This window comes from Qipengyuania sp. NPDC077563, assembly GCF_044901345.1.
In the GTDB taxonomy this organism is placed as follows: Bacteria; Pseudomonadota; Alphaproteobacteria; order Sphingomonadales; family Sphingomonadaceae; genus Qipengyuania; species Qipengyuania aestuarii.
In genome coordinates this window covers 1-23138 of the sequence record NZ_JBJDPC010000002.1, presented here as the reverse complement: position 1 = coordinate 23138, position 23138 = coordinate 1, and the positions used below count along the sequence as shown (strand labels likewise).

15 protein-coding genes, 2 tRNA genes and 1 pseudogene are annotated in these 23138 nt (G+C 60.7%); 10 read left to right on the top strand and 8 right to left on the bottom strand.

Annotation, left to right across the window (positions count from 1 at the left end):
• Window positions 1-70 precede the first annotated feature (70 nt).
• The 4 genes and pseudogenes from metH to ACI2I1_RS05930 all read right to left on the bottom strand — a co-directional run.
• Window positions 71-2713, bottom strand: a pseudogene (gene metH, locus ACI2I1_RS05945) (methionine synthase); the annotation flags it as partial.
• Window positions 2680-3729 (bottom strand): homocysteine S-methyltransferase family protein, encoded by a 1050-nt coding sequence (locus tag ACI2I1_RS05940; RefSeq protein WP_404678362.1) that lies wholly within the window; start codon window positions 3727-3729, stop codon window positions 2680-2682. The gene ACI2I1_RS05940 and the pseudogene metH, both read right to left, overlap by 34 nt.
• Window positions 3726-4655, bottom strand: coding sequence for a methylenetetrahydrofolate reductase (gene metF / locus ACI2I1_RS05935; RefSeq protein WP_404678361.1), 930 nt, complete (start codon window positions 4653-4655; stop codon window positions 3726-3728). The genes ACI2I1_RS05940 and metF overlap by 4 nt, the downstream gene beginning before the upstream one ends.
• The gene (locus ACI2I1_RS05930) at window positions 4652-5623 is read right to left on the bottom strand and encodes an ArsR/SmtB family transcription factor (protein ID WP_404678360.1); all 972 of its coding nucleotides are present in this window, start codon (window positions 5621-5623) and stop codon (window positions 4652-4654) included. Before ACI2I1_RS05930 ends, metF begins: the two co-directional genes overlap by 4 nt.
• 199 nt (window positions 5624-5822) lie before the next feature.
• Here ACI2I1_RS05930 and ACI2I1_RS05925 point away from each other — a divergent pair, with 199 nt between their 5' ends.
• From ACI2I1_RS05925 to ACI2I1_RS05905, 5 genes are all read left to right on the top strand, one after another.
• Complete coding sequence (locus tag ACI2I1_RS05925) at window positions 5823-7868, top strand: glycoside hydrolase family 3 C-terminal domain-containing protein (RefSeq protein WP_404678359.1); 2046 nt, start codon at window positions 5823-5825, stop codon at window positions 7866-7868.
• 180 nt (window positions 7869-8048) lie between these two features.
• Complete coding sequence (locus ACI2I1_RS05920; RefSeq protein ID WP_404678358.1) at window positions 8049-11606, top strand: hydantoinase B/oxoprolinase family protein; 3558 nt, start codon at window positions 8049-8051, stop codon at window positions 11604-11606.
• A 2-nt stretch (window positions 11607-11608) separates the two neighbouring features.
• A complete protein-coding gene (locus tag ACI2I1_RS05915) occupies window positions 11609-12280 on the top strand; it encodes a DUF969 domain-containing protein (RefSeq protein WP_404678357.1) in 672 nt (223 codons plus the stop codon).
• Window positions 12277-13227 (top strand): DUF979 domain-containing protein, encoded by a 951-nt coding sequence (locus tag ACI2I1_RS05910; protein ID WP_404678356.1) that lies wholly within the window; start codon window positions 12277-12279, stop codon window positions 13225-13227. Before ACI2I1_RS05915 ends, ACI2I1_RS05910 begins: the two co-directional genes overlap by 4 nt.
• Window positions 13218-14219, top strand: coding sequence for a DUF2891 domain-containing protein (locus ACI2I1_RS05905; RefSeq protein WP_404678355.1), 1002 nt, complete (start codon window positions 13218-13220; stop codon window positions 14217-14219). Before ACI2I1_RS05910 ends, ACI2I1_RS05905 begins: the two co-directional genes overlap by 10 nt.
• Before the next feature lie 197 nt (window positions 14220-14416).
• Here the strand turns inward: ACI2I1_RS05905 and ACI2I1_RS05900 are convergent.
• Window positions 14417-14506 (bottom strand) — tRNA-Ser (locus ACI2I1_RS05900).
• 162 nt (window positions 14507-14668) lie between these two features.
• Between ACI2I1_RS05900 and hspQ the strand changes: the two genes are divergently transcribed.
• The 5 genes from hspQ to ACI2I1_RS05875 all read left to right on the top strand — a co-directional run bounded on the left by hspQ (window position 14669) and on the right by ACI2I1_RS05875 (window position 21485).
• A complete protein-coding gene (gene hspQ / locus ACI2I1_RS05895; RefSeq protein WP_221542382.1) occupies window positions 14669-15049 on the top strand; it encodes a heat shock protein HspQ in 381 nt (126 codons plus the stop codon).
• 95 nt (window positions 15050-15144) lie between these two features.
• Window positions 15145-15972: a Ku protein gene (locus ACI2I1_RS05890; RefSeq protein WP_404678354.1), complete on the top strand. Its 828-nt coding sequence runs from the start codon at window positions 15145-15147 to the stop codon at window positions 15970-15972.
• Between the two features lie 4 nt (window positions 15973-15976).
• Window positions 15977-18493 (top strand): DNA ligase D, encoded by a 2517-nt coding sequence (gene ligD, locus ACI2I1_RS05885; RefSeq protein ID WP_404678353.1) that lies wholly within the window; start codon window positions 15977-15979, stop codon window positions 18491-18493.
• 67 nt (window positions 18494-18560) lie between these two features.
• Window positions 18561-20510: an acetate--CoA ligase gene (gene acs / locus ACI2I1_RS05880; protein ID WP_404678352.1), complete on the top strand. Its 1950-nt coding sequence runs from the start codon at window positions 18561-18563 to the stop codon at window positions 20508-20510.
• 105 nt (window positions 20511-20615) lie between these two features.
• Window positions 20616-21485 carry a DUF5694 domain-containing protein gene (locus tag ACI2I1_RS05875; protein ID WP_404678351.1) on the top strand — a complete coding sequence of 290 codons (870 nt, stop codon included), beginning with the start codon at window positions 20616-20618 and terminating at the stop codon, window positions 21483-21485.
• Here ACI2I1_RS05875 and ACI2I1_RS05870 read toward each other — a convergent pair.
• The 3 genes from ACI2I1_RS05870 to ACI2I1_RS05860 form a co-directional block, all read right to left on the bottom strand.
• Window positions 21467-21931, bottom strand: coding sequence for a DUF6265 family protein (locus ACI2I1_RS05870; RefSeq protein WP_404678350.1), 465 nt, complete (start codon window positions 21929-21931; stop codon window positions 21467-21469). The two genes, ACI2I1_RS05875 and ACI2I1_RS05870, sit on opposite strands and share 19 nt — an antisense overlap.
• Before the next feature lie 48 nt (window positions 21932-21979).
• On the bottom strand, window positions 21980-22771 hold the full coding sequence (locus ACI2I1_RS05865) for a GyrI-like domain-containing protein (RefSeq protein ID WP_404678349.1): 792 nt from the start codon (window positions 22769-22771) through the stop codon (window positions 21980-21982).
• Between the two features lie 273 nt (window positions 22772-23044).
• Window positions 23045-23121: transfer RNA gene (locus tag ACI2I1_RS05860), tRNA-Met, on the bottom strand.
• Between the last annotated feature and the right edge of the window lie 17 nt (window positions 23122-23138).

Genomic DNA, 23138 nt, shown 5'->3' with positions numbered 1-23138 from the left:
CCATATCGACACCGCGGCGAAGCGCATAATCTTCAAGCTGATCTCGCCCGACAGTCGCGACCCCGAAATAGGAACTGTCCGGATGACCGAAATAAAACCCGCTTACCGCCGCGGTAGGCAACATGGCGAAGCTCTCGGTCAGAACCAGACCTGTGTGCTCCTCAGCATTGAGCATCTCGAACAGGAGGGGTTTGAGGCTGTGGTCCGGGCATGCGGGATATCCGGGGGCCGGACGGATACCCCGATACTCTTCCTTGATGAGCGCTTCGTTGGTGAACTGTTCGTCCGGCGCGTAACCCCACAGATCCATCCTGACGTGCTGATGCAACCGTTCGGCAAAAGCTTCGGCGAAGCGGTCTGCCAAAGCTTTCAGCATGATGTCCGAATAGTCGTCATTGGCGGCTTTGAAGCGCGCCGAGGGCTCATCGATACCATGAATTCCTACCGCGAATCCGCCGATCCAGTCGCCCGATGGATCGATGAAATCCGTCAGACAGAAATTGGCCCGATCCCGGCTTTTGTGAACCTGCTGCCTCAACATCGGCAACCGAGTGCTTTCCTCGTTGGTCCGGTCGAGATCGGGTATAGGCGCGTCGGGGAAATGCCCGCCATCCTTGCTGACGCGATCCTGGACGTGACGATGGTGGACCAAAATATCGTCACCGTCGCGGTAGCACGGCCAGAGGCCGGCAACGCCCCGGGCGGTGAGCCATTTCTTGTCGATAATCTGGTCCAGCATAGCCTGGGCATCCTCCCAGAGGCTGCGTGCGCTTTCGCCGACTATTTCGTCGTCAAGGATTGCCGGGAAATTCCCATGCAATTCCCAAGCGCGGAAAAAGGGCGTCCAATCGATATATTCCCGCAATTCGGCTAGTGACCAGTCATCAAAGACGTGCAGCCCCGGCTTAACCGGATCGGCAGGCTTTTCACTGAAATCGATTTTCGCGCCATTGGCGCGCGCATCCCCCAACGGAAGCAGCTTGCTCTGGCCTCGGCCCGCCCGCTTCTCGCGCACGTTTTCGTAATCGTTGGCGACTTCGTCGACATAGCTATCGCGCTGAGTATCGGAGAGCAGCTTGCTCGCCACTCCGACAGCCCGACTGGCGTCCAGGACATGGATTACCGGGCCACCATAAACGGGATCGATGCGCAAGGCGGTATGAACCTTGCTCGTCGTCGCGCCGCCGATCAGGAGCGGCATGGTCATCTGGGCGCGGCTCATCTCCTCGGCCACGGTCACCATCTCATCCAGAGAAGGCGTGATTAGTCCCGAAAGTCCGATCATGTCGGCATCATTCTCATTCGCCGCTTCGAGAATGGTCGACCACGGAACCATGACCCCGAGATCGATTACCTCGTACCCGTTGCACTGAAGCACGACGCCAACGATGTTCTTGCCGATATCATGCACATCGCCCTTGACCGTCGCCATGATGATCTTGCCCTTGGCCTTCGCCCCCTCTTCTTTTTCTGCTTCGATGAAGGGGATGAGATGCGCGACGGCTTTTTTCATGACGCGAGCGGATTTCACCACCTGTGGCAGGAACATCTTCCCTGACCCGAACAAGTCGCCGACCACATTCATCCCGTCCATCAGCGGGCCCTCGATAACCTCGATCGGACGGCCGCCTCGCTCGAAAATGGTTTGCCGCGCCTCTTCGGTGTCATCGACGATATGCGCATCGATACCTTTCACCAACGCATGTTCGAGACGTTTGATGACATCCCAGCCGCGCCATTCAGCGGCTTCCTTTTCGGCCCGGACATGGGTGCCGCGATAGGTTTCCGCCAAGGCGATCAAACGCTCGGTTGGGCTTTCGCCTTCGGTGCGGGCGGGGCGGTTGAGGATCACATCCTCGCAGGCCTCGCGAAGGTCGGGATCAATCTGGTCGTAAACGTCCAGCTGGCCGGCGTTGACGATAGCCATGTCGAGCCCGACCGGAATCGCGTGATATAGGAAAACGGAATGCATCGCCCGGCGCACGGGCTCGTTGCCACGGAAACTGAACGACAGGTTCGACAGCCCCCCCGAATAATGCGCGTGCGGGCACAGCTCGCGCAATTCGGCGACCGCCTCGATAAAATCCAGGCCATAGCGATTATGCTCTTCTATTCCGGTCGCTACCGCGAAGATATTGGGATCGAAAATGATGTCCTCAGGAGGGAAGCCATCGGCCACCAGCAGATCATAAGCCCGCTTGCAAATTTCGACCTTACGTTCCTTGGTATCGGCCTGGCCCTTCTCGTCGAAGGCCATGACGACCGCCGCAGCGCCGTAATCCATGCATTTGCGCGAGTGGTGGAGGAATTGCTGCTCCCCTTCCTTCATGCTGATGGAATTGACGATCGGCTTGCCGCTAACACATTTTAAGCCCGCTTCGATGACTTCCCATTTCGAGCTGTCAATCATGATGGGGACACGGGCGATATCTGGCTCTGCGGCAATCAGCTTGAGAAAGGTCGTCATGGCTTCGACCGCATCCAGCAGGCCTTCGTCCATGTTGACATCGACCACCTGAGCGCCGTTTTCGACCTGTTGTCGCGCTACTTCGACCGCAGCAGGATAGTCTCCAGCCATGATCAGCTTCTTGAAGCGCGCAGATCCGGTAACATTGGTGCGTTCGCCAATGTTGACGAAGCGGGAAGAAGAAACATCAGACACGAAGTCGTTCCAGCAAATCAGACGGCCATCTCGAACGGCTCGAGACCGGCGAGACGGGTTACGATGGGAGGCGACGGAATTTGCCGTGGCGGGAGTTCTGCAACAGCATCCGCAATCGCCGCAATATGAGCCGGCGTCGAGCCGCAACACCCGCCCAGTACATTCACCTGGCCTTGATCGGCCCATTCATGCACGAAGGCGGCGGTTTCCAGCGGCATTTCGTCGTATTCGCCGAGTTCGTTGGGAAGGCCGGCATTGGGATAGACCATGATCGGGCAATCAGCGATCGCGCTCAGCGTGCGCACGTGGGGGCGCAGCTGCGTCGCGCCGAAAGAGCAATTCAGACCGACTGTAAGCGGCCGCGCGTGGCGGACGGCATGCCAGAACGCCTCGACAGTGTGGCCGGAAAGGTTGCGCCCCGATAGATCGGTCAGCGTCATCGACAGCATGATTGGCACCTCGCGGCCAAGGTCACGCTCCACCTGCCGGACTGCCATGACACCAGCCTTGGCATTCAGCGTATCGAAAATGGTTTCGATCAGAATGAAGTCGGCCCCACCCTCGACCAGCGCCTCGGCCTGCTCGCGGTAGACATCCACCAATTCATCCCAATCAACCTCACGGAATCCGGGGTCGCTGACGTCGGGCGAAAGTGACAGTGTTTTATTCGTGGGACCAATCGCCCCGGCGACAAACCTTGGCCGGCCGTCTTTCGCGACAAATTCGTCCGCAATCCGACGCGCAAGGCCGGCGCTTTCGATATTGATCTCGCGGACAAGATGTTCGGCGGCATAGTCCGCCTGACTGATGCGGTTCGCCGAGAAGGTATTCGTCTCGGCAATATCCGCTCCTGCAGCGAAATAAGCGCGGTGGATAGACTCAGGCACTTCCGGCTTGGTCAGAGCCAAAATGTCGTTATTGCCTTTCTGATCCTTCGCGAGACCTAGGGACCCGGCGTAGTCTTCTTCGGACAGCTTCCAGTTCTGGATTTCAGTGCCGAATGCACCGTCTACGATCAGGATGCGCTTGGAGGACTCCTGAAGGAAGACTTCGCGAACCGACGTCATGCCTTTTCCCCTTGCGGGCGCACACCGAGCATATGGCAGATAGCGTAGCTCAGCTCGGCGCGGTTCAGCGTGTAGAAGTGGAATTGCCGCACTCCGCCAGCATAAAGCCGCCGGCACATCTCCGCGGCAATAGTTGCGCTAACCAGTTGGCGCGCTTCGGGCCGATCGTCGAGGCCGTCGAAGAGGCCTTCCATCCATTCGGGAATTGCTGTCCCGCACAATCCGCTCATGCGTTGCACGGCGGCAAAGCTCAGGACCGGCATGATACCCGGTACGATTTCGCCCTCGATCCCCGCCGAGGCCGCCTTGTCCCTGAAATCGAAGAAGCACTCCGGTTCGAAGAAGAACTGAGTGATGGCGCGGGTCGCTCCGGCGTCGAACTTGCGCTTGAGATTGTCGAGATCTGCCTGGCGATCTGTCGAGTCGGGATGAACCTCGGGATAGGCAGCCACCGAGATTTCGAAATCGGCGATGCGCTTGAGGCCAGCGATGAGATCGGCGGCGTTCTCGTAGCCATTCGGATGGGGTGAATAGCCCTCCGCGCCATCAGGCGCGTCTCCGCGCAGTGCGACGATGTGGCGCACACCCTCATTCCAATACTCGCGGGCCACTTGGTCCACTTCCTCGCGCGTTGCCCTTACGCAGGTAAGGTGTGCCGCCGCCGGGACTTTCGTTTCGCTCACGATACGGCGGACCGCTTCGTGGGTCCGTTCTCGCGTGGATCCGCCTGCGCCATAGGTTACCGAGATGAAACGTGGGTCGAGCGGCTCGAGCGTCTTGACGCTCTGCCAAAGCGTCTCGCCCATCTTTTCCGTCTTGGGAGGGAAGAATTCGAAGCTGACCTCGATGTCTCCGGCCAAGCCGGAGAAAAGCGGGGTTTCAAGCGCGCGCTGTGCCTCGCGCATCTGATCCAGTGTGGGACTCATCCCGTCATCCTTTCAGCGTGCGGCCGGCGCTCGGCGACCCAGATCTTGATCCCGATCTCCCCATCATCGAGAGAGACAGGAGGACGGGGTTCGAAGTCCGATTCTTCAAGAAGGTCATTCATATGGGCGTCGGCGAAGCCGAGCCTGGCGTGGGCGTATTTTTCGCGCAGCTCCTCGCGCTGGTGAGCGGCGAAATCGACGATGGCGATGCGGCCGCCGCTGCGGGTCACGCGCGCGGCTTCGGCGAGCGCGGCCGCTGGGCTGTCCGCGAAATGGAGGACCTGGTGGAAGAGGACCGTATCGAACCGCGCCGCCGCGAAAGGCAGACTGGTGAAGTCGCCCTGGACCAGCTCCACGCGCTCGGTCGGCAGATGCTGCAGCTTGGCGCGGGCCACCCGAAGCATGGCGAGGCTCTTGTCCAGCGCCACGATATGGTCCGCCTTTTCGGCGAACAGTTCCGCCATTCGGCCGGTTCCGGTTCCGATATCGAGAACCCGTCCGAGCGAGATGTCTCCCAAGGCCTTAGCTAGCGCCTGTTCGATCTGCTCGTCCGACGAATGAAGGCGGCGGACCTCGTCCCAGTCATGCGCGTGCTCGGCGAAATACTCCTGCGCCTCGGCCTGACGGGCGTCGCGAATGTCGGCGAGCTTCTGGCGATCCGCCTCGCATTGCTCGCCAAACGCGCTGTCGTTGCTTTCCAGCAGCGCGAGCAATCGCGCCAATTCCGACCGGATCGCCGGATCGCCGCGCGAATCGCTGGCGGCGCGCAGGAAAATCCAGCTCCCCTCACGGCGGCGCTCTGCCAGGCCGGCATCGCACAGGATACCGACATGACGCGAGGCGCGAGGCTGACTTTGCCCCAGCACCTGCGCGACTTCGCCAACCGCAAGCTCCATCGACCCGAGCAGGCGCATTATTCGCAAACGCGTGGGGTCGGCCAGAGCACGAAAGATCGTTTCGGTACGCATCGCAGCGCACATATAAAGATATTTTTATATCTGTAAATTGGCCGATTTAAATCGGCCTCCGCCATTAGGTCGCTCTAAAAAAGAATTTGCTTACTTGATTTTCATTTTTCCGGCCGCATGGTGCGTCTGATCGGGCGCCGATGCGTGCAGGACATCAACAAAAACAAGAATGAAACGAGGTAGGAGCGGGTTTGGGGGCATGACGCACCCGGCGCTCGCGTCCACCGACAGGTTCGAACCGGCCCCGGGAGAGTGGAGCGTGACGTGGCGAAGCACTGAAGTCGAATGCGAACGCGTGGTCGCCGACCTGCTCGCATTGATGACCCCGCGAGAGAAGGCGGGGCAGCTGGTCGTCCAGCCCATGCCGCCCGCCGATGACCGCTCGGCGATCCAGGCACTCGAATACGAGATAACCAAGGGCCGCGTCGGCACCGTGACCGGAATCTCGGATTTCGACACTGCGAGCCGTCTCCAGGATCTGGCCCAGAACGAAAGCCGCCTCGGCATTCCGCTCTTTTTTCCGGGAAGCACCGACCACGGGCTCGATACGGACTTTCCCGCGCCCCTCACCATGGCTGCGAGCTGGGATCTGGAAGCGATCGAGAATGCGGAGAAGGTGAAGGCATCCGAAGCCAGGAGCTACGGGATCAATTGGTCGCTCGGCCCCACGATCGAACTTGCAGCCGGGCACGAGGAGCCTGGATCGAGCAGCGGTTCGGATGTGTACCTGGCTGCCGAAATCGCCATCGCCCGCATCGCCGGGCTTCAATCGCCCGACCGGAGGGGGGACGCATCTCTCCTTGCCTGCCTCGAACTGTCCCGGCATTCGCTGGGCTCGGACGGCGATGCCAAGGATCTGATGCGGCTCGTCACGGCAATCTTTTCAAAAGCGCGCGTAGGCGCTTTAGCTTTCGATGGCGAGGATACGCTCGCGCGAGACGACTACGCTCCCCTGGTGGAATTTCTTCGGAGGCCTGGCGCCTATGATGGCCTGATCCTCCCGCTGGGAGACGCTCTCAGCCGGACTATCTCGCATGGCAACAGCGCCGCTCGCTGGAACACCATCAGTTTCGATATGCTCTATGCTGCGATCGAAAGTAACAATCTCCCGCAACGGGGACTCGATGAAGCAGCCCGCCGCCTGCTGCGGGCGAAATTCAGGCTCGGATTGCTCAGCGTGATCCATGCACCGCGGCCGAGCGGCACCAATGGAAGCAGCGCGACGCCGACACTCAATTGCGAGACCGCCCTGGAATGCGCGAAACGCTGCCCCATACTCCTGCGTAACAGCGCTGGGCTGCTCCCGCTCGACATGGAACCGGGCGGCATCCTTGTGGTGGGAAGCGCGGCACAGGATCGCAAAATCCCCGTCGCCGGAGAGGGCATAGCGACGAGCGTGATCGACGGTTTCGAACGGCTTGGCGTGCCGCATCGCTTCGTGTCGGGTCTGGCGCTGCGCGGTTCCGAAGAACGGCCCGACGCCCTCATCGCTGCAGACACCATGGCGATATCGATGGCTTGCGATGCCGCTCGCCGCGCATCGACGGTCATTTTCATACCGTCGCTCGCCGGTGAGCAAACGCTGGGCGAAGCGAGCGAGGCATTGCTGAGGCACCTGCTGACTGCAAATCCCCGGCTCGTGCTTGTGACGATCGGCCCGGTTCCGATCGATCCCCTCATCGATGGAGTCCCATTGCCGTGCGTATTGCACGCCGGGCAGCTCGGCACGATGAGCGGCCACGCGATTGCCGAACTGCTGACTGGAGAAGCCTTTCCAGTCGGACGGTTGCCAATTCCGCTTCCTGCTACCGAAACGCAAGGGGGGCTCCCGTTCGGCCATGGCCTTTCCTATGCGCAATTCGATTTGCAGGATGTGAAGGTTCAGATTTCCGGGGCGCGTATCGCGGTGAGTGTCGAGGTTTCAAACCGCAGCGAAACTGAGGCGGAACAATTGGTTCAACTCTATGTGCGGACCCCGTCAGAGATGGAGAGGGAAAGCCCGCGGCGCCTGTCTGGCTTCACGAGGGTCCTGCTACCGCCCAAGGGCCGTGCAACAGTGGACATTGTAATCGAAGCCAATGCACTGGGCGATTGCGCTTTGTCCGGGAAACTGTCTGTCATGCCGGGGCAGCGGGAGATATTCGTGGGCTTCGACAGCCTCAACGGGAAGACGAGGCTGGTCCAGCTTTCGGACGAAGTTGCGCAGGCAATTGCAAGCCAGTCCCGCAGCTCGAGCCTGCTTTGACCCCCAGTCCTGCTGCGGATGAGCGTTCGCTAGCCTGAAAGGCTGCCATTCGGCAAGACCGCAGTCGGCGAGCAGCCCTATTGCAATATCCGTTTGCTCCGCCGCGTGCCATTTGCACGTCATCCGAGACCACGGCCCGAAGCATTTGAATTCCTTTTGCCTGCGTGCAATGTCCAAGCGATGAAACGCACCGGTCAGGCACCCGCATGGAAATTCGCTATCGATCGCGGGGGAACATTTACGGATGTCGTGGCCACCACGCCCGATGGCCGGCTTGTTACCGACAAGCTTCTCAGTGAAAGTCCCGGCCACTACACCGACGCAGCAAGCGAGGCTGTGCGGCGCCTGATGGCCGAGCATGGCGAAGGCCCCATCGCCGAACTGCGTATCGGCACGACGGTGGCCACGAACGCGCTGCTCGAACGCAAGGGAGAACGGCTGGCTCTTGCGATCACCAGAGGGTTTGGCGATGCGTTGAGGATCGGTAGCCAGGCGCGGCCCGACATCTTCGCCCGCCACATCGTGCTGCCCGAGCAATTGCCGTCGGCAGTAGTCGAAATCACCGAACGGGTCGGGGTCGACGGCGACGTGCTCGTGCCGCTCGACGAGAGCGCCGCGCGCGCCGACTTCCAAAAGCTGCGAGAAACGGGCTACGACGCACTCGCCATAGTTTTGATGCACGGCTGGAAACATCGCGACCACGAAGAAAGGCTCGCCGGCCTGGCGCGCGAAGCCGGTTTTTCCCAGATCAGCGTCAGCCACGAGGTTGCGCCGCTCATCAAACTCATCCCGCGAGGGGACACGACGGTCGTCGATGCCTATCTTTCACCCGTTCTCGATCGCTACACCGACAATCTGCGTGCCGCCCTGCCCGATGCGGACCGGCTGCGCTTCATGCAGTCGAACGGCGGGCTTGCCGAAGTGGGTGCGTTCCGCGGCAAGGACGCCATCCTGTCCGGCCCTGCAGGAGGTGTGGTCGGCATGGTCGCTGCGGCCCAGCCGCTCGGCCATTCCAAACTGATCGGTTTCGATATGGGCGGGACCAGCACCGACGTCGCCCATCATGCCGGGGAATACGAACTCACCGGCGACAGCGTGGTGGCCGGCGTTCGCGTGGCGGCACCGATGATGCAGATCCACACGGTGGCGGCGGGCGGCGGCTCGATCTGCAGCTTCGACGGCGCGCGCTTCCGCGTCGGACCGGAAAGCGCCGGTGCCGATCCCGGACCGGCCTGCTACCGCAAGGGCGGGCCGCTGACAGTGACCGACTGCAACCTCTTTCTCGGGCGCATCGATCCTGCATTCTTTCCTGCCGTTTTCGGGCCTGACGGAGACGAGCCGCTGGACCCCGCTGGTGCCCGCGGACGGCTGGAGGAAGTCGCGGCTGCCCTCCCCGAGCCCAAGCCGCTTGAAGATATTGCAGAAGGCTTCCTCGCCATCGCGGTTGACAACATGGCCAATGCAATCCGCAAGATCAGCGTCGCCCGCGGGCACGACGTGACGACCTATGCGCTCGCCTGTTTCGGCGGAGCGGGCGGCCAGCATGCATGCAAGGTGGCCGATGAACTGGGCATCGAGACCGTGCTGGTCCATCCCCTGGCAGGCATCCTGTCGGCATTCGGGATCGGCCTCGCCCCGATAAAGGCAATCCGGGAAGTCAGCCTCGTCAAACCGCTGGCCGATGATTTCAGCGACGCGCTCGCCGCGCTGGAAGCGGAAGCGAAGGAAGCGCTGACCGCGCAAGGGATCGGTAGCGACGCCATCAATCTCGTCAGCCGTGCCCGACTGCGGTTCCAGGGCAGCGATTCCATGCTGACCATCGACATTGCCGATATGGCCGAAATGGACGCGGCCTTTCGCCTGCTACACCGGCAGCGCTTCGGCTATTCCGATGCCAATGCACCGATCATGCTGGAAGCGCTCAGCGTGGAAGCAAGCGGTGTCTCCGGCGGCCTTGCGGAAGCAACGGCGACGCCCGTTCCTACTGCCGGCGATGCGACCGGCAGTTGGGTCACCATGACGCGCGCGAGCATGGCTCAAGACCAGGATGTCCCCGGCCCTGCGCTGATCGTCGATCCGGGCTCCACCACCGTGGTCGAGCAAGGCTGGACCGCGCGCCTCGCCGCAGAAGGCACACTGGTGCTAACCCGGGCGGAGGCGCTTGAACGGGACAGCGCCGTAGGCACCGAAGTCGATCCGGTAAGGCTGGAGATTTTCAACAATCTGTTCATGGCGATCGCGGAGGAGATGGGCGTCGTGCTCCAGTCCACCGCCACTTCGGTCAACATCAAGGAAAGGCTCGACTTTTCCTGTGCGCTGTTCGATGCCGAGGGCAGCCTCATCGCCAATGCGCCCCACATTCCCGTGCATCTTGGAAGCATGGGGGACAGCATCGCCCGCGTGATCGAACGGCGCGGGCAGGCACGCGACGGGCGCGGTTTCAGGCGCGGCGATGCCTATGTGCTCAACGATCCCTATCGCGGTGGCACCCACCTGCCCGACATCACGGTGATCGTGCCCGTTTTTCATGACGAGAGCAGCGCAGAGCCGCAGGCCTTCGTCGCCGCGCGGGGCCATCATGCCGATATCGGCGGGATAGCCCCCGGCTCCATGCCGCCCGAAAGCAGGACCATCGAGGAAGAGGGCGTCATGATCGACAACCTCCTTATGGTGGATGAAGGGACCTTCCGCGAAGATGCCGTGCTGACCGCGCTGACGGATGCCAGATATCCGGCGCGTAATCCGGCGCGCAATCTCTCGGACCTGCGCGCCCAGCTGGCGGCCTGCACCCGGGGCGCCGAACTTTTGCAGGGCGCTGCACGGGATCAGGGGCCGGAGGTTGTGGCGGCCTATATGTCCCATGTCCTGGCCAATGCAGAGGAAAGCGTACGCCGCCTGCTCGACCAACTAGAAGATGGATCATTTGCCTATGAAATGGACAATGGCGCGATCGTGAAGGTCGCCATCCGGATCGACCCCGAATCCCGGTCCGCGGTGTTCGATTTCACCGGCACGAGCGATCAGCTTGGCGACAATTTCAACGCGCCGCGCTCGATCACCCGCGCCGCCGCTCTTTATGTCCTGCGCACCCTGATCGACGACCAGATCCCGATGAATGACGGTTGCCTGCGCCCTGTCGAGCTGGTCGTGCCGGAAGGGTCCATGCTCAATCCCCTTCCGGGGGCGGCCGTGGTTGCCGGCAATGTCGAGACCAGTCAGGTCGTCACCGACACGCTGTTCGCTGCGACCGGTCGCCTCGCGCCCAGTCAGGGGACGATGAACAACTTCACCTTCGGCAATGAAGATCACCAGTATTACGAAACGATCTGCGGCGGGTCAGGCGCGGGCCCGGACCACGACGGGACCAGCGCGGTCCAGACGCATATGACCAACAGCCGCCTGACGGATCCGGAGATACTCGAAACCCGCCTGCCCGTGCGGCTGGAGGCATTCGCGATCAGACGCGGTTCGGGCGGCTCAGGACACCATTGCGGTGGTGACGGGGTAGAGCGGCGCCTGACCTTCCTCGAACCGATGCGCGCCAACATGCTGGCCAACCGCCGCGAAATTCCGCCGCGCGGGATCAGCTGCGGTGGCGATGCGCAGCCGGGCAGGAACTGGGTCGAACGCAAAGACGGCAGCCGGGAGGACCTCGGCGCCACCGGCCACCGGGACATGGAGCCGGGTGACACGTTCGTGATCCTGACGCCCGGCGGCGGCGGTTTCGGAGAGGAATAGGAATGAACTACTGGCCCCTGCTGGGCATCGCGCTGGTCGTCATTGGCTTCGCGCTGCGGTTCAACCCGCTGCTGGTCGTGGTAGTCGCCGCCCTGGCGACCGGGCTCCTGGCGGGGCTCGACCTCGTCGCAGTGATCGAGGCGCTCGGACAGGCCTTCAATGACAATCGCTATATCTCCGTCACCTGGATCATCCTGCCGGTGATCGGCCTGCTCGAGCGCTACGGGCTGCAGCAACGTGCGCGCGGCGTGATCGAAAGCGTGCGCGGAGCGACCATGGGCAAGCTACTGACCATTTACCTCCTGTTCCGCCAATTGACGGCGGCCCTGGGGATGAAGGATATCGGCGGGCACCCGCAGGCTGTGCGCCCGCTTGTTGCCCCGATGGCCGAAGCTGCGGCGGAAAAGTCGCACGGCACTCTGGCCGATGAAGACCGCGAGAAGGTGCTTGCGATGTCCGCCGCCACAGACAATGTCGGCCTGTTCTTCGGCGAGGACATATTCTTCGCCATCGCCTCGATCTTGCTGATCCAGGGAGTCTTCGAGAGCTATGGTTATCCGCTGACCCCGCTGCAGCTGTCGGTCTGGGCGATCCCGACCGCGATTTGCGCTTTCATCATTCATTCCTGGCGAATCCGCGCACTCGATCGCAAGCTTGGAAGGGGCCGGGCATGATCACCTACGAATGGCTCTACATTCTGGCAGGAGCATTCTTCGCGATCTGGTCGCTACTCAGCCTGCGCGACCTGAAGTACGGTAATGCCGCTTTCTGGGGCCTCTTGTCGGCCAGCTTCTTCTTCGGCAGCCATCTCAGCGATTTCGCCAATGGAGTGCTTGTCCTTGCCTTGGTCGGAATTGCAGGAATCGGAGGCCTCAGGCGGAGCGATCCTGAAACAACAAATGTTGAGCGGCGCTCCGAATATGCCGAACGGCTTGGCAACAGGCTCTTCATACCCGCGCTGATCGTCCCGCTGACGGCCGTGGCGGGCACGCTTCTCTACAATTACACCCCTCTGAGCGAGACGGGCCTTTTCGAACCACGGCGAGAAACGCTGATCCTCTTCGGGGTGGGCGTGATCGTGGCGCTGATCGTTGCCATCCTGTGGCTGCGGCCGCCGCTGATGGCGCCTGCCGAGGAAGGACGCCGCCTGCTCGATTCCATTGGTTGGGCAGCAATACTCCCGCAAATGCTTGCGGCATTGGGCGCGGTATTCGCGCTCGCTGGCGTCGGCGAGATTATCGGCGGTGTGGCGGGCCAGGTCATTCCGGAAGGAAACGTGCTTCTAACCGTCATAGTCTTCGCCTTGGGCATGGCGCTTTTCACCATAATCATGGGCAATGCCTTCGCGGCCTTTCCCGTGATGGCGGCGGCGATTGGAATCCCACTGTTGATCGAGACCTATGATGGCAATCCCGCTGTAATCGGCGCGGTGGGAATGCTGGCCGGTTTCTGCGGTACTTTGCTGACCCCCATGGCCGCCAATTTCAACATCGTGCCAGCCGCACTGCTGGAACTGAAAGACCAGAACGCCGTGATCCGTCAGCAGGTCGGGACGGCTGTTCCGCTCCTCATCTGCAATATCGCAATCATTTATATCGCGGGCTTCTTGCTATGGAACTGACCGAAGATAACGCCCGGACCTTCGCCAGAATCGCGCTTGGACATGTCGGGAAGGAATATCCGCACAAGCTCGATCATGTGATGGTGAGCGATGCCGATGTGCTCCCTCCCCGCAAACTGCATCCGGTATTCTTCGGCAGCTTCGATTGGCATAGCTGCGTCCATGGGTGGTGGACGCTGCTGACGGTGAAGCGGCTTTATTCCAACACCCCGGAAGCACGCGATATAGCGGCGCTTGCAGACGCGACGTTCACCGACGCCAAGCTCTCCGCCGAGCTCGCTTATCTGGAAAGGCCGGAGTCCCGTGGGTTCGAGCGGCCCTATGGCTGGGCCTGGCTGCTCTATCTCCACGAGGAAGCGGAGCGGCATGAAGATGCCGACTGGGCCAGGAGGCTGGAACCGCTCGCCCGCGCTTTTGCCGAGCGGCTGGGTGATTATCTGCGGATCCTTACCTATCCGATCACTGTCGGAACGCATTTCAATACGGCTTTCGCACTGGTCCTTGCCCGCCAGTGGGCCGAGACGCACGATCCCAAATTGCTGGCGACAATCGACGAATGGTCGCTCGCCGCCTTTGCTGCGAAAAAGGACTACGCAGGCTGGGAGCCTGGTGGCGATGAATTCCTGTCGCCTGTTCTGAGCGCTGCACTTCTGATGAGCCGGGTGATGCCAAACAGCCAGTTCGCACCTTGGCTCGAGGCGCTCGTGATAAACAATGGCTGGCTCGGGAATGAATGTTGGCCCGCTACCGTCAGCGATCGCAGCGACGGCAAAATCGCCCATCTCGACGGGCTCAACCTCAGCCGGTCATGGTGCCTCTACTCCATAGCGGAAGCGCTGGGCCCGCACCCCGTGAGAGAGCAGGTCATGCAACGCGGCAATCTACACCTGGCCAGTGGAAGCGAACACATAGCGGGCGACTACGCCGGAGAACACTGGCTTGCCAGCTTCGCGCTGCTCGCACTCATCGCCCGCAAATCGCCCGACGATTGAAAACTGAAACGAGTTACCCCGAGAAGGCTTGCGCCAAAAGCATACCGGCCATTGGCTGGGCACATCTTGGGCCGCCACCGTCATTTGCGACATCGGGAGCAGCAGCGGCATGGTTCAGACGCCGTCTTACCAAGCATGCGCAGCGCTGGAGGGCGGTCGATGCCATAGGTTAAATGCGCGTGATTTCAGAGGATTGATGGCGGAGAGGGAGGGATTCGAACCCTCGATACGGTTGCCCGTATACCGCATTTCGAGTGCGGCGCATTCGACCACTCTGCCACCTCTCCGCAAATCGGGTGCGCTTTCGGGGTCATGCGACCCGGGTCGAAGCGAGCGCGCCCCTTAACCCCGTCCCATCGCCTTGCCAAGCCCTTTGTCTTACGAATTCGGGGGACGAGCCCGGCCAAGGCCTTGTCTTGAGCGCGTCCGGGACCATATTCTGCAAACTCATGGAAAGATCTTCGTTTTTCTCCGCACAGGCAGGCCGCACTCTGGACGCGCCGAGCCGTCTACGCACACGCTTCGCGATCGGTGACGTCGTCCGTCACAAGGCGTTCGATTTTCGCGGCGTAATCTTCGATATCGATCCGGTCTTCGCCAATAGCGAGGAATGGTATCAGGCCATCCCGGAAGAGATCCGGCCCGACCGCGATCAGCCCTTCTACCACCTGCTCGCGGAAAGCGACGAAAGCGATTACGTCGCCTATGTCAGCCAGCAGAACCTGATTGGCGATTCGCTGGCCGGCCCCGTTTCGCACCCGGATGTGCACCAATATTTCGAGCAATTCGAAAATGGCCGATACCGGATGCGCAACCGGCTCACCCATTAAGCTCTACCAACTGGCGCTTTCCACATAAGGCGATCCCGGGAGGCTGCAGGAAACCAATTGCGCGCCGGAACGCTACCTATCCGAAGGGATGGTTCATGGCGGCACGCGCATATTGGCAGGGACAGATCAGGCTGGCGCTGGTTTCGATTCCGGTCGAAATATACTCCGCAACCAAGTCCGGGGCGAAAATCCGGTTCAACCAGATCCACGAGCCGAGCGGCAAACGCATTTCCTATGAAAAAGTGGTCGAGGGCGTTGGCCCGGTCGATCGCGACGACATTATTCGCGGTTACGAAGTCTCGAAGGGCAATTATGTCCTTCTCGAAGACGAAGAGATCGAAGCGGTCAAAATAGAAAGCAAGCGGACGCTGGAACTGGTCCAGTTCGTCGATGCCTGCGAGATCGACCCCCTTTACTTCGAAAAGCCCTATTACGTCGCTCCGCAGGATGAGCTGGCGGAAGAGGCTTTCGTCGTGCTGCGCGAAGCCCTGCGCAAGGCGAAAAAGGTCGCGCTAGGGCAATTGTCGGTACGGGGGAGTGAAAAGCTTGTCGCGATCAAGCCTTGCGGAAAGGGCCTTCTGCTCGAGACGCTCCGTTATGCCGATGAGGTTCGCGCCGGACAGTCCTTTTTCGATGATATCGAGGAAACCAAACCCAAAAAGGAACTGCTGGATCTCGCCAATACGCTGATCGAGCAGAAAACTGCTCCGTTCGATGCAGGCGAGTTCGAGGATCGCTATGCCGATGCGCTCAGGAAGCTGATCGACAAGAAAGCGAAGTCGAAAAGCAAAAAGGCCATCGTCGAGGATGTCGACGAGCCGGAAACCGGCGGGGGTAATGTGATCGACCTGATGGCTGCGCTCAAGAAATCGGTTGGCGAGGAAAAGCCCAAAAAGGCGGCCAAGCGTAAGAAGTCGGCCTGACCCGGTGGCGGTGCGCACCGATCCCCTCGCCGTTTACAACACCAAGCGCGATTTTGCGCAGACGCCCGAACCGGCGGGCAAAAAGCAGAGCAGTTCGGGCGGCAATCTGTTCATCGTCCAGAAGCACGACGCCACCAGGCTCCATTGGGATCTCAGGCTGGAGGTGGACGGGGTGCTTAAAAGCTGGGCGGTGACTAAGGGCCCCTCGCCCGATCCGGATATCAAACGCCTGGCGGTGCGCACCGAAGATCATCCCTTGTCCTACGCGGATTTCGAAGGCGTCATTCCGAACCAGGAATATGGCGGCGGCACGGTGATGCTTTGGGACCGGGGCACGTGGTCACCGATCAAGGGCAAGAGCGCCAGCGACCTCGATAAAGGCCATCTTCATTTCGTGCTCGAAGGCGAGCGCATGAAGGGCGAGTGGTTGCTGATCCGATTGAAACCGAAGCCGAAAGAGAAACGCGAGAACTGGCTCTTGCGCAAATTGCAGGACGAATATGCAGGAGAAGGCGATACGCTGGTTCACCGCGAGCTGACGAGCGTTTCAACCGGCCGATCAATGGCCGAGATCGCGGCGGATAGGGATGGCGAAGGCCCCGCGGCGGGAGAAGAGGACAAGGCTTTTCTCGCGCAGATGGGAAAATCTGGGAAGCCGCGCACATCGAAAGCCACGACCGGCGCCAAAGGCAGCGCGCGGCGTCCCAAATACCGCAAGCCTCAGCTCGCAACGCTCGTCGACGACGTGCCTGCCGGTAATGGCTGGATGCATGAGATAAAGTTCGATGGCTATCGCGCGCTTGTCGCCGCCAAAGGCGATTCCGTGGCCATCTACACGCGTAACGGGAAGGACTGGACCGACAAGTTCGGCCCGCTGGTCGACGCGATCGCAGCGCTCGGCCTGCCCCCTTGTCTGATCGACGGCGAAATCGTGGCTAGCGACGCGAAGGGCAATCCCGATTTCTCGACGCTCCAGAAGGTGCTCAAACGCGGCAAGGGATCGCAGGGGCACGGCGATGCTCTGGCCTTCCATGCCTTCGATCTCGTCGAATTGGAGGGCGAAGACCTCGCCGCCCTTCCCAATATCGAACGCAAGGAGCGACTGGAGGCATTGCTGGAGGCGGCGGAGCCCCCGATCCATGTCGCGGAGCATATCCTTGGCGCCGGCGAGAAGCTCTATCGCGCCATGTGCGATGCCGGTCAGGAAGGTATCATTTCGAAAAGGGTTGACGGCCGCTATTCGTCCCGCCGGAGCAAATCATGGGTGAAGGTCAAATGCACGCGGCGGCAGGAGTTCGTCATCGTGGGCTGGAAGGAATCCTCGGCCCGAGGACGACCCTTCGCATCGCTCCTGCTGGCGCAGCACGAGGGCGACGAGCTTATTTACAAGGGCAATGTGGGCACCGGCTTTTCCAGCGACGATCTCGATGAGCTGGCGAAGAAATTACGCCGGCTCGAACGCAAGACGCCTCCGGTCGAAACAGACAGGGCAAGCGCGCGGGGTGTGACCTGGGTGACGCCCAAGCTGGTCGCGGAAATCGCGTTTTCGGAATTCACGGCGGATGGAAACGTGCGCCACGGCAGCTTCCTCGGCCTGCGTGACGACAAGAAGGCGGCTTCGGTCACGCCCGAGGCACCGGAGCCTCTCGCACGGGGTGCCGGCGATGTCGCAATCTCGAGCCGCGATCGCGTGGTTTTCCCGGAAAGCGGACAGACCAAGGGGGAACTGGCCGACTATTACGCCGCGATCGCCCCGGTCATGCTGCCTTCCGTCGCCAATCGTCCCATCAGCTTGGTGCGCTGCCCGCAAGGCCGAGCGAAGAAGTGCTTTTTCCAGAAACATGACAGCGGCGGTCTAGGAGATGCGGTCCATCCGGTCGCGATCGCGGAGAAGGACGGCGGGCACGAAGACTATCTTTTCGTCGATGACACCCGCGGCATCCTGCAATGCGTGCAGATGGGCACGATCGAATTCCACGGCTGGGCGTCGCGCTCGAATGCCGTCGAAAAACCCGACCGGATGATCTTCGATCTCGACCCCGACGAAGGGCTGGACTTTGCCGCTGTTAAGAGCGCCGCGCAGCATATTCGCGGCCGTCTGGCGGACCTCGGCCTCACTAGTTTCGCCATGCTCTCCGGCGGCAAGGGAGTCCACGTCATCGTCCCGCTGAACCGGGGCCACAGCTGGCCGCAGCACAAGGATTTTTCGCGGCGCTTCGCCGAGGCGCTAAGCCTTGCGGAGCCCGACAGATTTACCGCCACCATGAGCAAGGCCAAGCGCAAGGGAAAGATCTTCATCGACTGGCTGCGCAACCAGCGCGGGTCGACCGCCGTCGTGCCCTATTCCGCCCGCGCGCGGTCCGGCGCACCGGTCGCCGTGCCGCTGGCGTGGAACGAGCTTGAGCAGATGCAGACTGCCCATCCCTTCTCAATCGACGAAGCCCAGACACTCTTGGACCGCGCACAGTCGAAATCGCTCAAGGGCTGGGGCTTTGCCGATCAGGATCTGCCGGACCTTTGAATTGAGCGGCTTTTGCCGCCGAGATCGAAGCGCTACAACGGCCAGCTATCGTGGAGGAGAGAGATAAATGAGCGATACCGTAACCACCAACCGCTGGGTGCGCCGGCCGCAAACCGCCTCTGCCGAGACCTCCTGCAATGCAGACGATTACGAGCGCCTGTACACCCGCAGTATCGAACACAGTGACGAGTTCTGGGCCGAGCAGGCAGAACGCCTGGAATGGCTGCAAAAGCCAACGAAGATCGCTGGCTGGAGCTATGATCCGGTCGACATCAAATGGTTCGAGGATGGCAAGCTAAACATCTGCCACAATGCTGTCGATCGCCACGTTGCAGCTGGCCATGGGGACCGGCTTGCGCTGATCTTCGAGCCCGACGATCCCGAAGGCGAAGGCCGCCACATTACCTATGCAGAGCTTCAGGAAGAAGTGATCCGCATGGCCAACGCGCTGAAAAAGATGGGCGTCGAAAAGGGCGACCGGGTGACGATTTACATGCCCATGGTCCCGGAAGGCGCCTTCGCCATGCTGGCCTGCGCGCGCATCGGGGCGGTTCACTCCGTCATCTTCGGCGGCTTCTCTCCTGATGCCATTGCGGGGCGGATCGAGGATTGCCGAAGCGATTACGTCGTGACCGCTGATGAAGGACTCCGCGGCTCGAAAAACGTGCCGCTCAAGGCAAATGTAGACGAAGCACTTACCAAATCACCGGCCAAGGCCGTGCTGGTGGTGCGTCACACCGGGACGAGTGTTTCGATGACCGAAGGACGGGATTACTGGTATCACGAATTGTCAGCCGACGTCGAAGCCACCTGTCCCTGCGAGCCCTTGGCCGCGGAAGATCCGCTGTTCATTCTCTACACGTCAGGATCGACCGGAAGCCCCAAAGGTGTGGTGCACACGACTGGCGGGTACGCCGTCTGGACCGAAACCACCTTTCGCTATGTCTTCGATTATCGTCCGGGCGAAATCTATTGGTGCACGGCCGATATCGGATGGATTACGGGTCATAGCTATATCGTTTACGGGCCGCTCCTGAACGGTGCGAGCGCGTTGATGTTCGAAGGCGTGCCGAATTATCCCGACAATGATCGCTTCTGGGCGGTGTGCGCAAAGCACAAGGTCAACATCTTCTACACCGCCCCCACGGCTATTCGTGCCCTCATGCGCGAGGGGGCCGAATATGTCGCGAAACACGACCTGTCATCGCTGCGGATCCTCGGCACCGTCGGAGAACCTATAAATCCCGAAGCATGGCGCTGGTACCATGACCATGTCGGCGGCAGCGAGGCGCCGATCGTCGATACGTGGTGGCAGACCGAAACAGGCGGGATCATGATAACAACCTTGCCCGGAGCCCATGACATGAAGCCGGGGAGCGCGGGCAAGCCATTCTTCGGCGTGCGCCCCCAGCTGGTCGACAATGATGGCAAGGTCCTCGATGGAGCAGCACAGGGCAATCTGTGCATCTCGCGCAGCTGGCCCGGCCAGGCTCGCACCGTTTACGGCGATCATGATCGCTTCATCCAGACATATTTCAGCACCTATCCGCGTAAGTATTTCACCGGTGACGGCTGTCGCCGCGATGAGGATGGCTATTACTGGATCACGGGCCGTGTGGACGATGTGATCAATGTTTCAGGTCATCGCATGGGCACTGCCGAGGTCGAAAGTGCACTCGTGCTGCATCCGCTGGTCAGCGAGGCGGCGGTCGTGGGCTTTCCTCATGATATCAAGGGTCAGGGCATCTACTGCTATGTGACGCTGGTTGCAGGGGAAGAGCCGTCCGAAGAACTGAGCGACGACCTTCGCCAGGTGGTGCGAAAGGAGATCGGACCAATCGCTACGCCCGACCATCTTCATTTCACCCCGAGCCTGCCCAAGACACGCAGCGGGAAGATCATGCGCCGCATTTTGCGCAAGATCGCTGAAGACGATTACGGTTCGCTAGGCGATACTTCGACCCTGGCCGACCCGGCCGTAGTCGAAGCGCTGATCTTGGGTCGCCGGAAGGTGTGAAATACGCGTAGTTATTTTAAGGACGACGAGCGATGACGCTTGATTAGTGTCCGCAGAATTATATTCTTGGAGACAGCATAATATTCTGCACCGAATGGAGCCTGTATGAAGCGTATCTTTTATTCGGTGGCACTCTCTCTATTTGGCTTGTCTTCCGGCAGCGTGCATGCCCAGACTGACAACAACGACATTCAGGTAATGATCCTGGGTGTCTACCACTTCTCCAATCCCGGGTTGGACGAGCACAATGTCGAGGTAGATTCCGTCCTCACCCCCACCAGACAAGCAGAGCTGGACACCGTAGCGCGTGCTCTGGCGGCTTTCACGCCGACGCAGATCATGGTCGAGACTGTCGCACCGGGGCCGGACTATCGCGTCGCCGAATACGAACGATTTTCTCCCGAGATGCTGCAACAAGATCCGAATGAAATCGTGCAGATAGGTTACCGTATAGCAGACAGGCTCGGGCTGGCGCATGTTTTAGGGATCGATGTGCAATCGGCTGCCGGAGAGGAAGATTACTTCCCGATCGACAAAGTGCGCTCGGCAGCTGCAAAATCGGGCCAAACGGCAATTCTGGACGAATTGAACGAGGAAGTCGGGGGTGCGGTTGCACGCTTCGGCGAAAGCCAGAGGACCCGTTCGATCGCCGATCTCTTGCTGGAGATCAACGCCACTGATTTCGCCGGCGGTCAGGCTTATTACGATGCCATGTTGCCCATAATCACGGGCGAAGACCTCGCTGGAGCTCATCTGAATGCGAGATGGTACGCCAGAAATGTGGCGATTTACGCAAAACTGATGCGGAACGCCAAACCGGGAGATCGGATCCTTGTGGTTTATGGCGCAGGACACACGCCTTGGCTGCGCCATTTCGCCACCACGTTCGAAGGACACCGCTATGTGGATCCGGTCCCTTATCTGGAACTCGCACGCAACCTCGAAAGCGAGTCCGCTCAGCGCAATCGGCGGTAACGGAATAGCAGCCTTTCGTTCGATCCGTCATCCTGTCTCACGCGAACAGTAATGCTCATACGGTCCTCCGCCTCGCGCTTGATGATCAAGCCATCGAAATGCCAGCTGTCCTGGTTCTTGGAAAGAAGAGGGAAGCGGCGCACCTGCTTCTGCGTTTCCCAGCCCGTGAGATCTGCGTCGAAATGCTTCAGCCGGTACTCGATTGTATCGCCGACCTGAGAGATGGTGATGAGTTCGTAAAAAAGTACGGACCCGTCAGTATCAAGTTGGCGAAAATGGCCAACCATTTGCCCGCCTGCCGGAGCGGAGTAGACTTCGGTTGCGAGGGCTCCGTTGATTCCCTCCCCTTCCCATGCCCCTTCGAGCCATTGCAGATCGGCAATCTCCGCCCGGGGGTCCGTTTGCTGAGGGGCCCGATGTATCTCTGGATGGCCGACAGCTGGCATTGCGACTGACAAAATCAGCACAGGCGCGAATAAGGTGGCTATCAAGGGTCAGGCTCCCGTCGCGAGAGGGAGGAGAATATCGGCGCGCAACTGCTGCTCATCCTCGATCTCCTCGGGATCATCGAGATAGTGCAGGATAAGCGGCTGATTTGCGACCGCGCGGTCAAGCACATCTACGGCGTACGCATAAGCCAAATCGATAGCCTCATGAAGATCGTCGTAGTTCCCCACGCGCCGCAGCCGAACGTAATCGCCTCCAGCGATTTGCCGGTCGTCCAGGCCACCGGCAGATCGACCGGCCTCGCCGGCAGCCAGCGCGCAATCGAACCGGCATTTCGAAGCGGGCGTAAAGCGCGGGTCATCAAGGGGAATGCCATAGATGCCTTGCAGCTCGCACTCCTCGACTTGCTCAAGGACGAGGCCGAACAGCCGCTCGTATCCTGCGTTCAGTTCGGCGTAATCGCCAACGTTGCGGATCGCCAGAACGCGAAGGGGCTCGAGGGAAATGACCTCGATATCGAGCGCGCTGGAAGCCCCTCCCGCCCTGCGCCGTGGCTTGCGCAAGTCAGTCAAGATAGCATCGAGAAGAGCTGGCTGATCTCTGACTTCCGACGCGCAACTGCCGGACACCGCCTTGAATGCTCGAGCGAAGGCCTGGGATGTGGCGTAACCGCTGTTCACTGCTGCGTCGCCAACGGGCCGCCGTTCGGCGAGGGCCGAAACGGAGCGTGCGAGGCGAATGCGCCGGACAGTTTCACCTGGCGCCTCCCCCGTCATGATCCGGTAGATCCGGTGAAAATGGTAAGGCGACATCGCCGCTGCGGCAGCCAGCTCTTCCAACGTAGGCGCAACGCCTCGGGATACGCTGTATTCTATGTGCTCAACCGCCCGCTCGATCCGCTCAGCGTAAAGCATTCTTTGATTATGCCGCATACCAAGGCCTCCTACAGGAAGCTTTGATATCGCATCGCACCCTGGGTTGTCGTTCCCGATCTTGCTGAGTTAGTCGCTTTTGCAGGAGCGCGCGCTAGAGAAGGCTACCGGAAACTTTCGTCCGTGGGACCCAACATCGACTGCGGTCGTCATCTAGGGATAGTCTGAGCCGTTGGTTATTGGTTGCGGGGGTTGGATTTGAACCAACGACCTTCAGGTTATGAGCCTGACGAGCTACCGGACTGCTCCACCCCGCGGTACCGTTGTCTTTGGA

What these genes read in the sequence shown, in the direction of transcription:
- metF (WP_404678361.1), bottom strand. Translation starts at nt 4,655, where the DNA reads ATGAGTCCCACACTGGATCAGATGCGCGAGGCACAGCGCGCGCTTGAA.
- ACI2I1_RS05920 (WP_404678358.1), top strand. Translation starts at nt 8,049, where the DNA reads ATGAAACGCACCGGTCAGGCACCCGCATGGAAATTCGCTATCGATCGC.
- ACI2I1_RS05910 (WP_404678356.1), top strand. Translation starts at nt 12,277, where the DNA reads ATGATCACCTACGAATGGCTCTACATTCTGGCAGGAGCATTCTTCGCG.
- ACI2I1_RS05875 (WP_404678351.1), top strand. Translation starts at nt 20,616, where the DNA reads ATGAAGCGTATCTTTTATTCGGTGGCACTCTCTCTATTTGGCTTGTCT.
- ACI2I1_RS05925 (WP_404678359.1), top strand. Translation starts at nt 5,823, where the DNA reads ATGACGCACCCGGCGCTCGCGTCCACCGACAGGTTCGAACCGGCCCCG.
- hspQ (WP_221542382.1), top strand. Translation starts at nt 14,669, where the DNA reads ATGGAAAGATCTTCGTTTTTCTCCGCACAGGCAGGCCGCACTCTGGAC.
- ACI2I1_RS05940 (WP_404678362.1), bottom strand. Translation starts at nt 3,729, where the DNA reads ATGACGTCGGTTCGCGAAGTCTTCCTTCAGGAGTCCTCCAAGCGCATC.
- ACI2I1_RS05915 (WP_404678357.1), top strand. Translation starts at nt 11,609, where the DNA reads ATGAACTACTGGCCCCTGCTGGGCATCGCGCTGGTCGTCATTGGCTTC.
- acs (WP_404678352.1), top strand. Translation starts at nt 18,561, where the DNA reads ATGAGCGATACCGTAACCACCAACCGCTGGGTGCGCCGGCCGCAAACC.
- ACI2I1_RS05870 (WP_404678350.1), bottom strand. Translation starts at nt 21,931, where the DNA reads ATGCCAGCTGTCGGCCATCCAGAGATACATCGGGCCCCTCAGCAAACG.
- ACI2I1_RS05930 (WP_404678360.1), bottom strand. Translation starts at nt 5,623, where the DNA reads ATGCGTACCGAAACGATCTTTCGTGCTCTGGCCGACCCCACGCGTTTG.
- ACI2I1_RS05890 (WP_404678354.1), top strand. Translation starts at nt 15,145, where the DNA reads ATGGCGGCACGCGCATATTGGCAGGGACAGATCAGGCTGGCGCTGGTT.
- ACI2I1_RS05905 (WP_404678355.1), top strand. Translation starts at nt 13,218, where the DNA reads ATGGAACTGACCGAAGATAACGCCCGGACCTTCGCCAGAATCGCGCTT.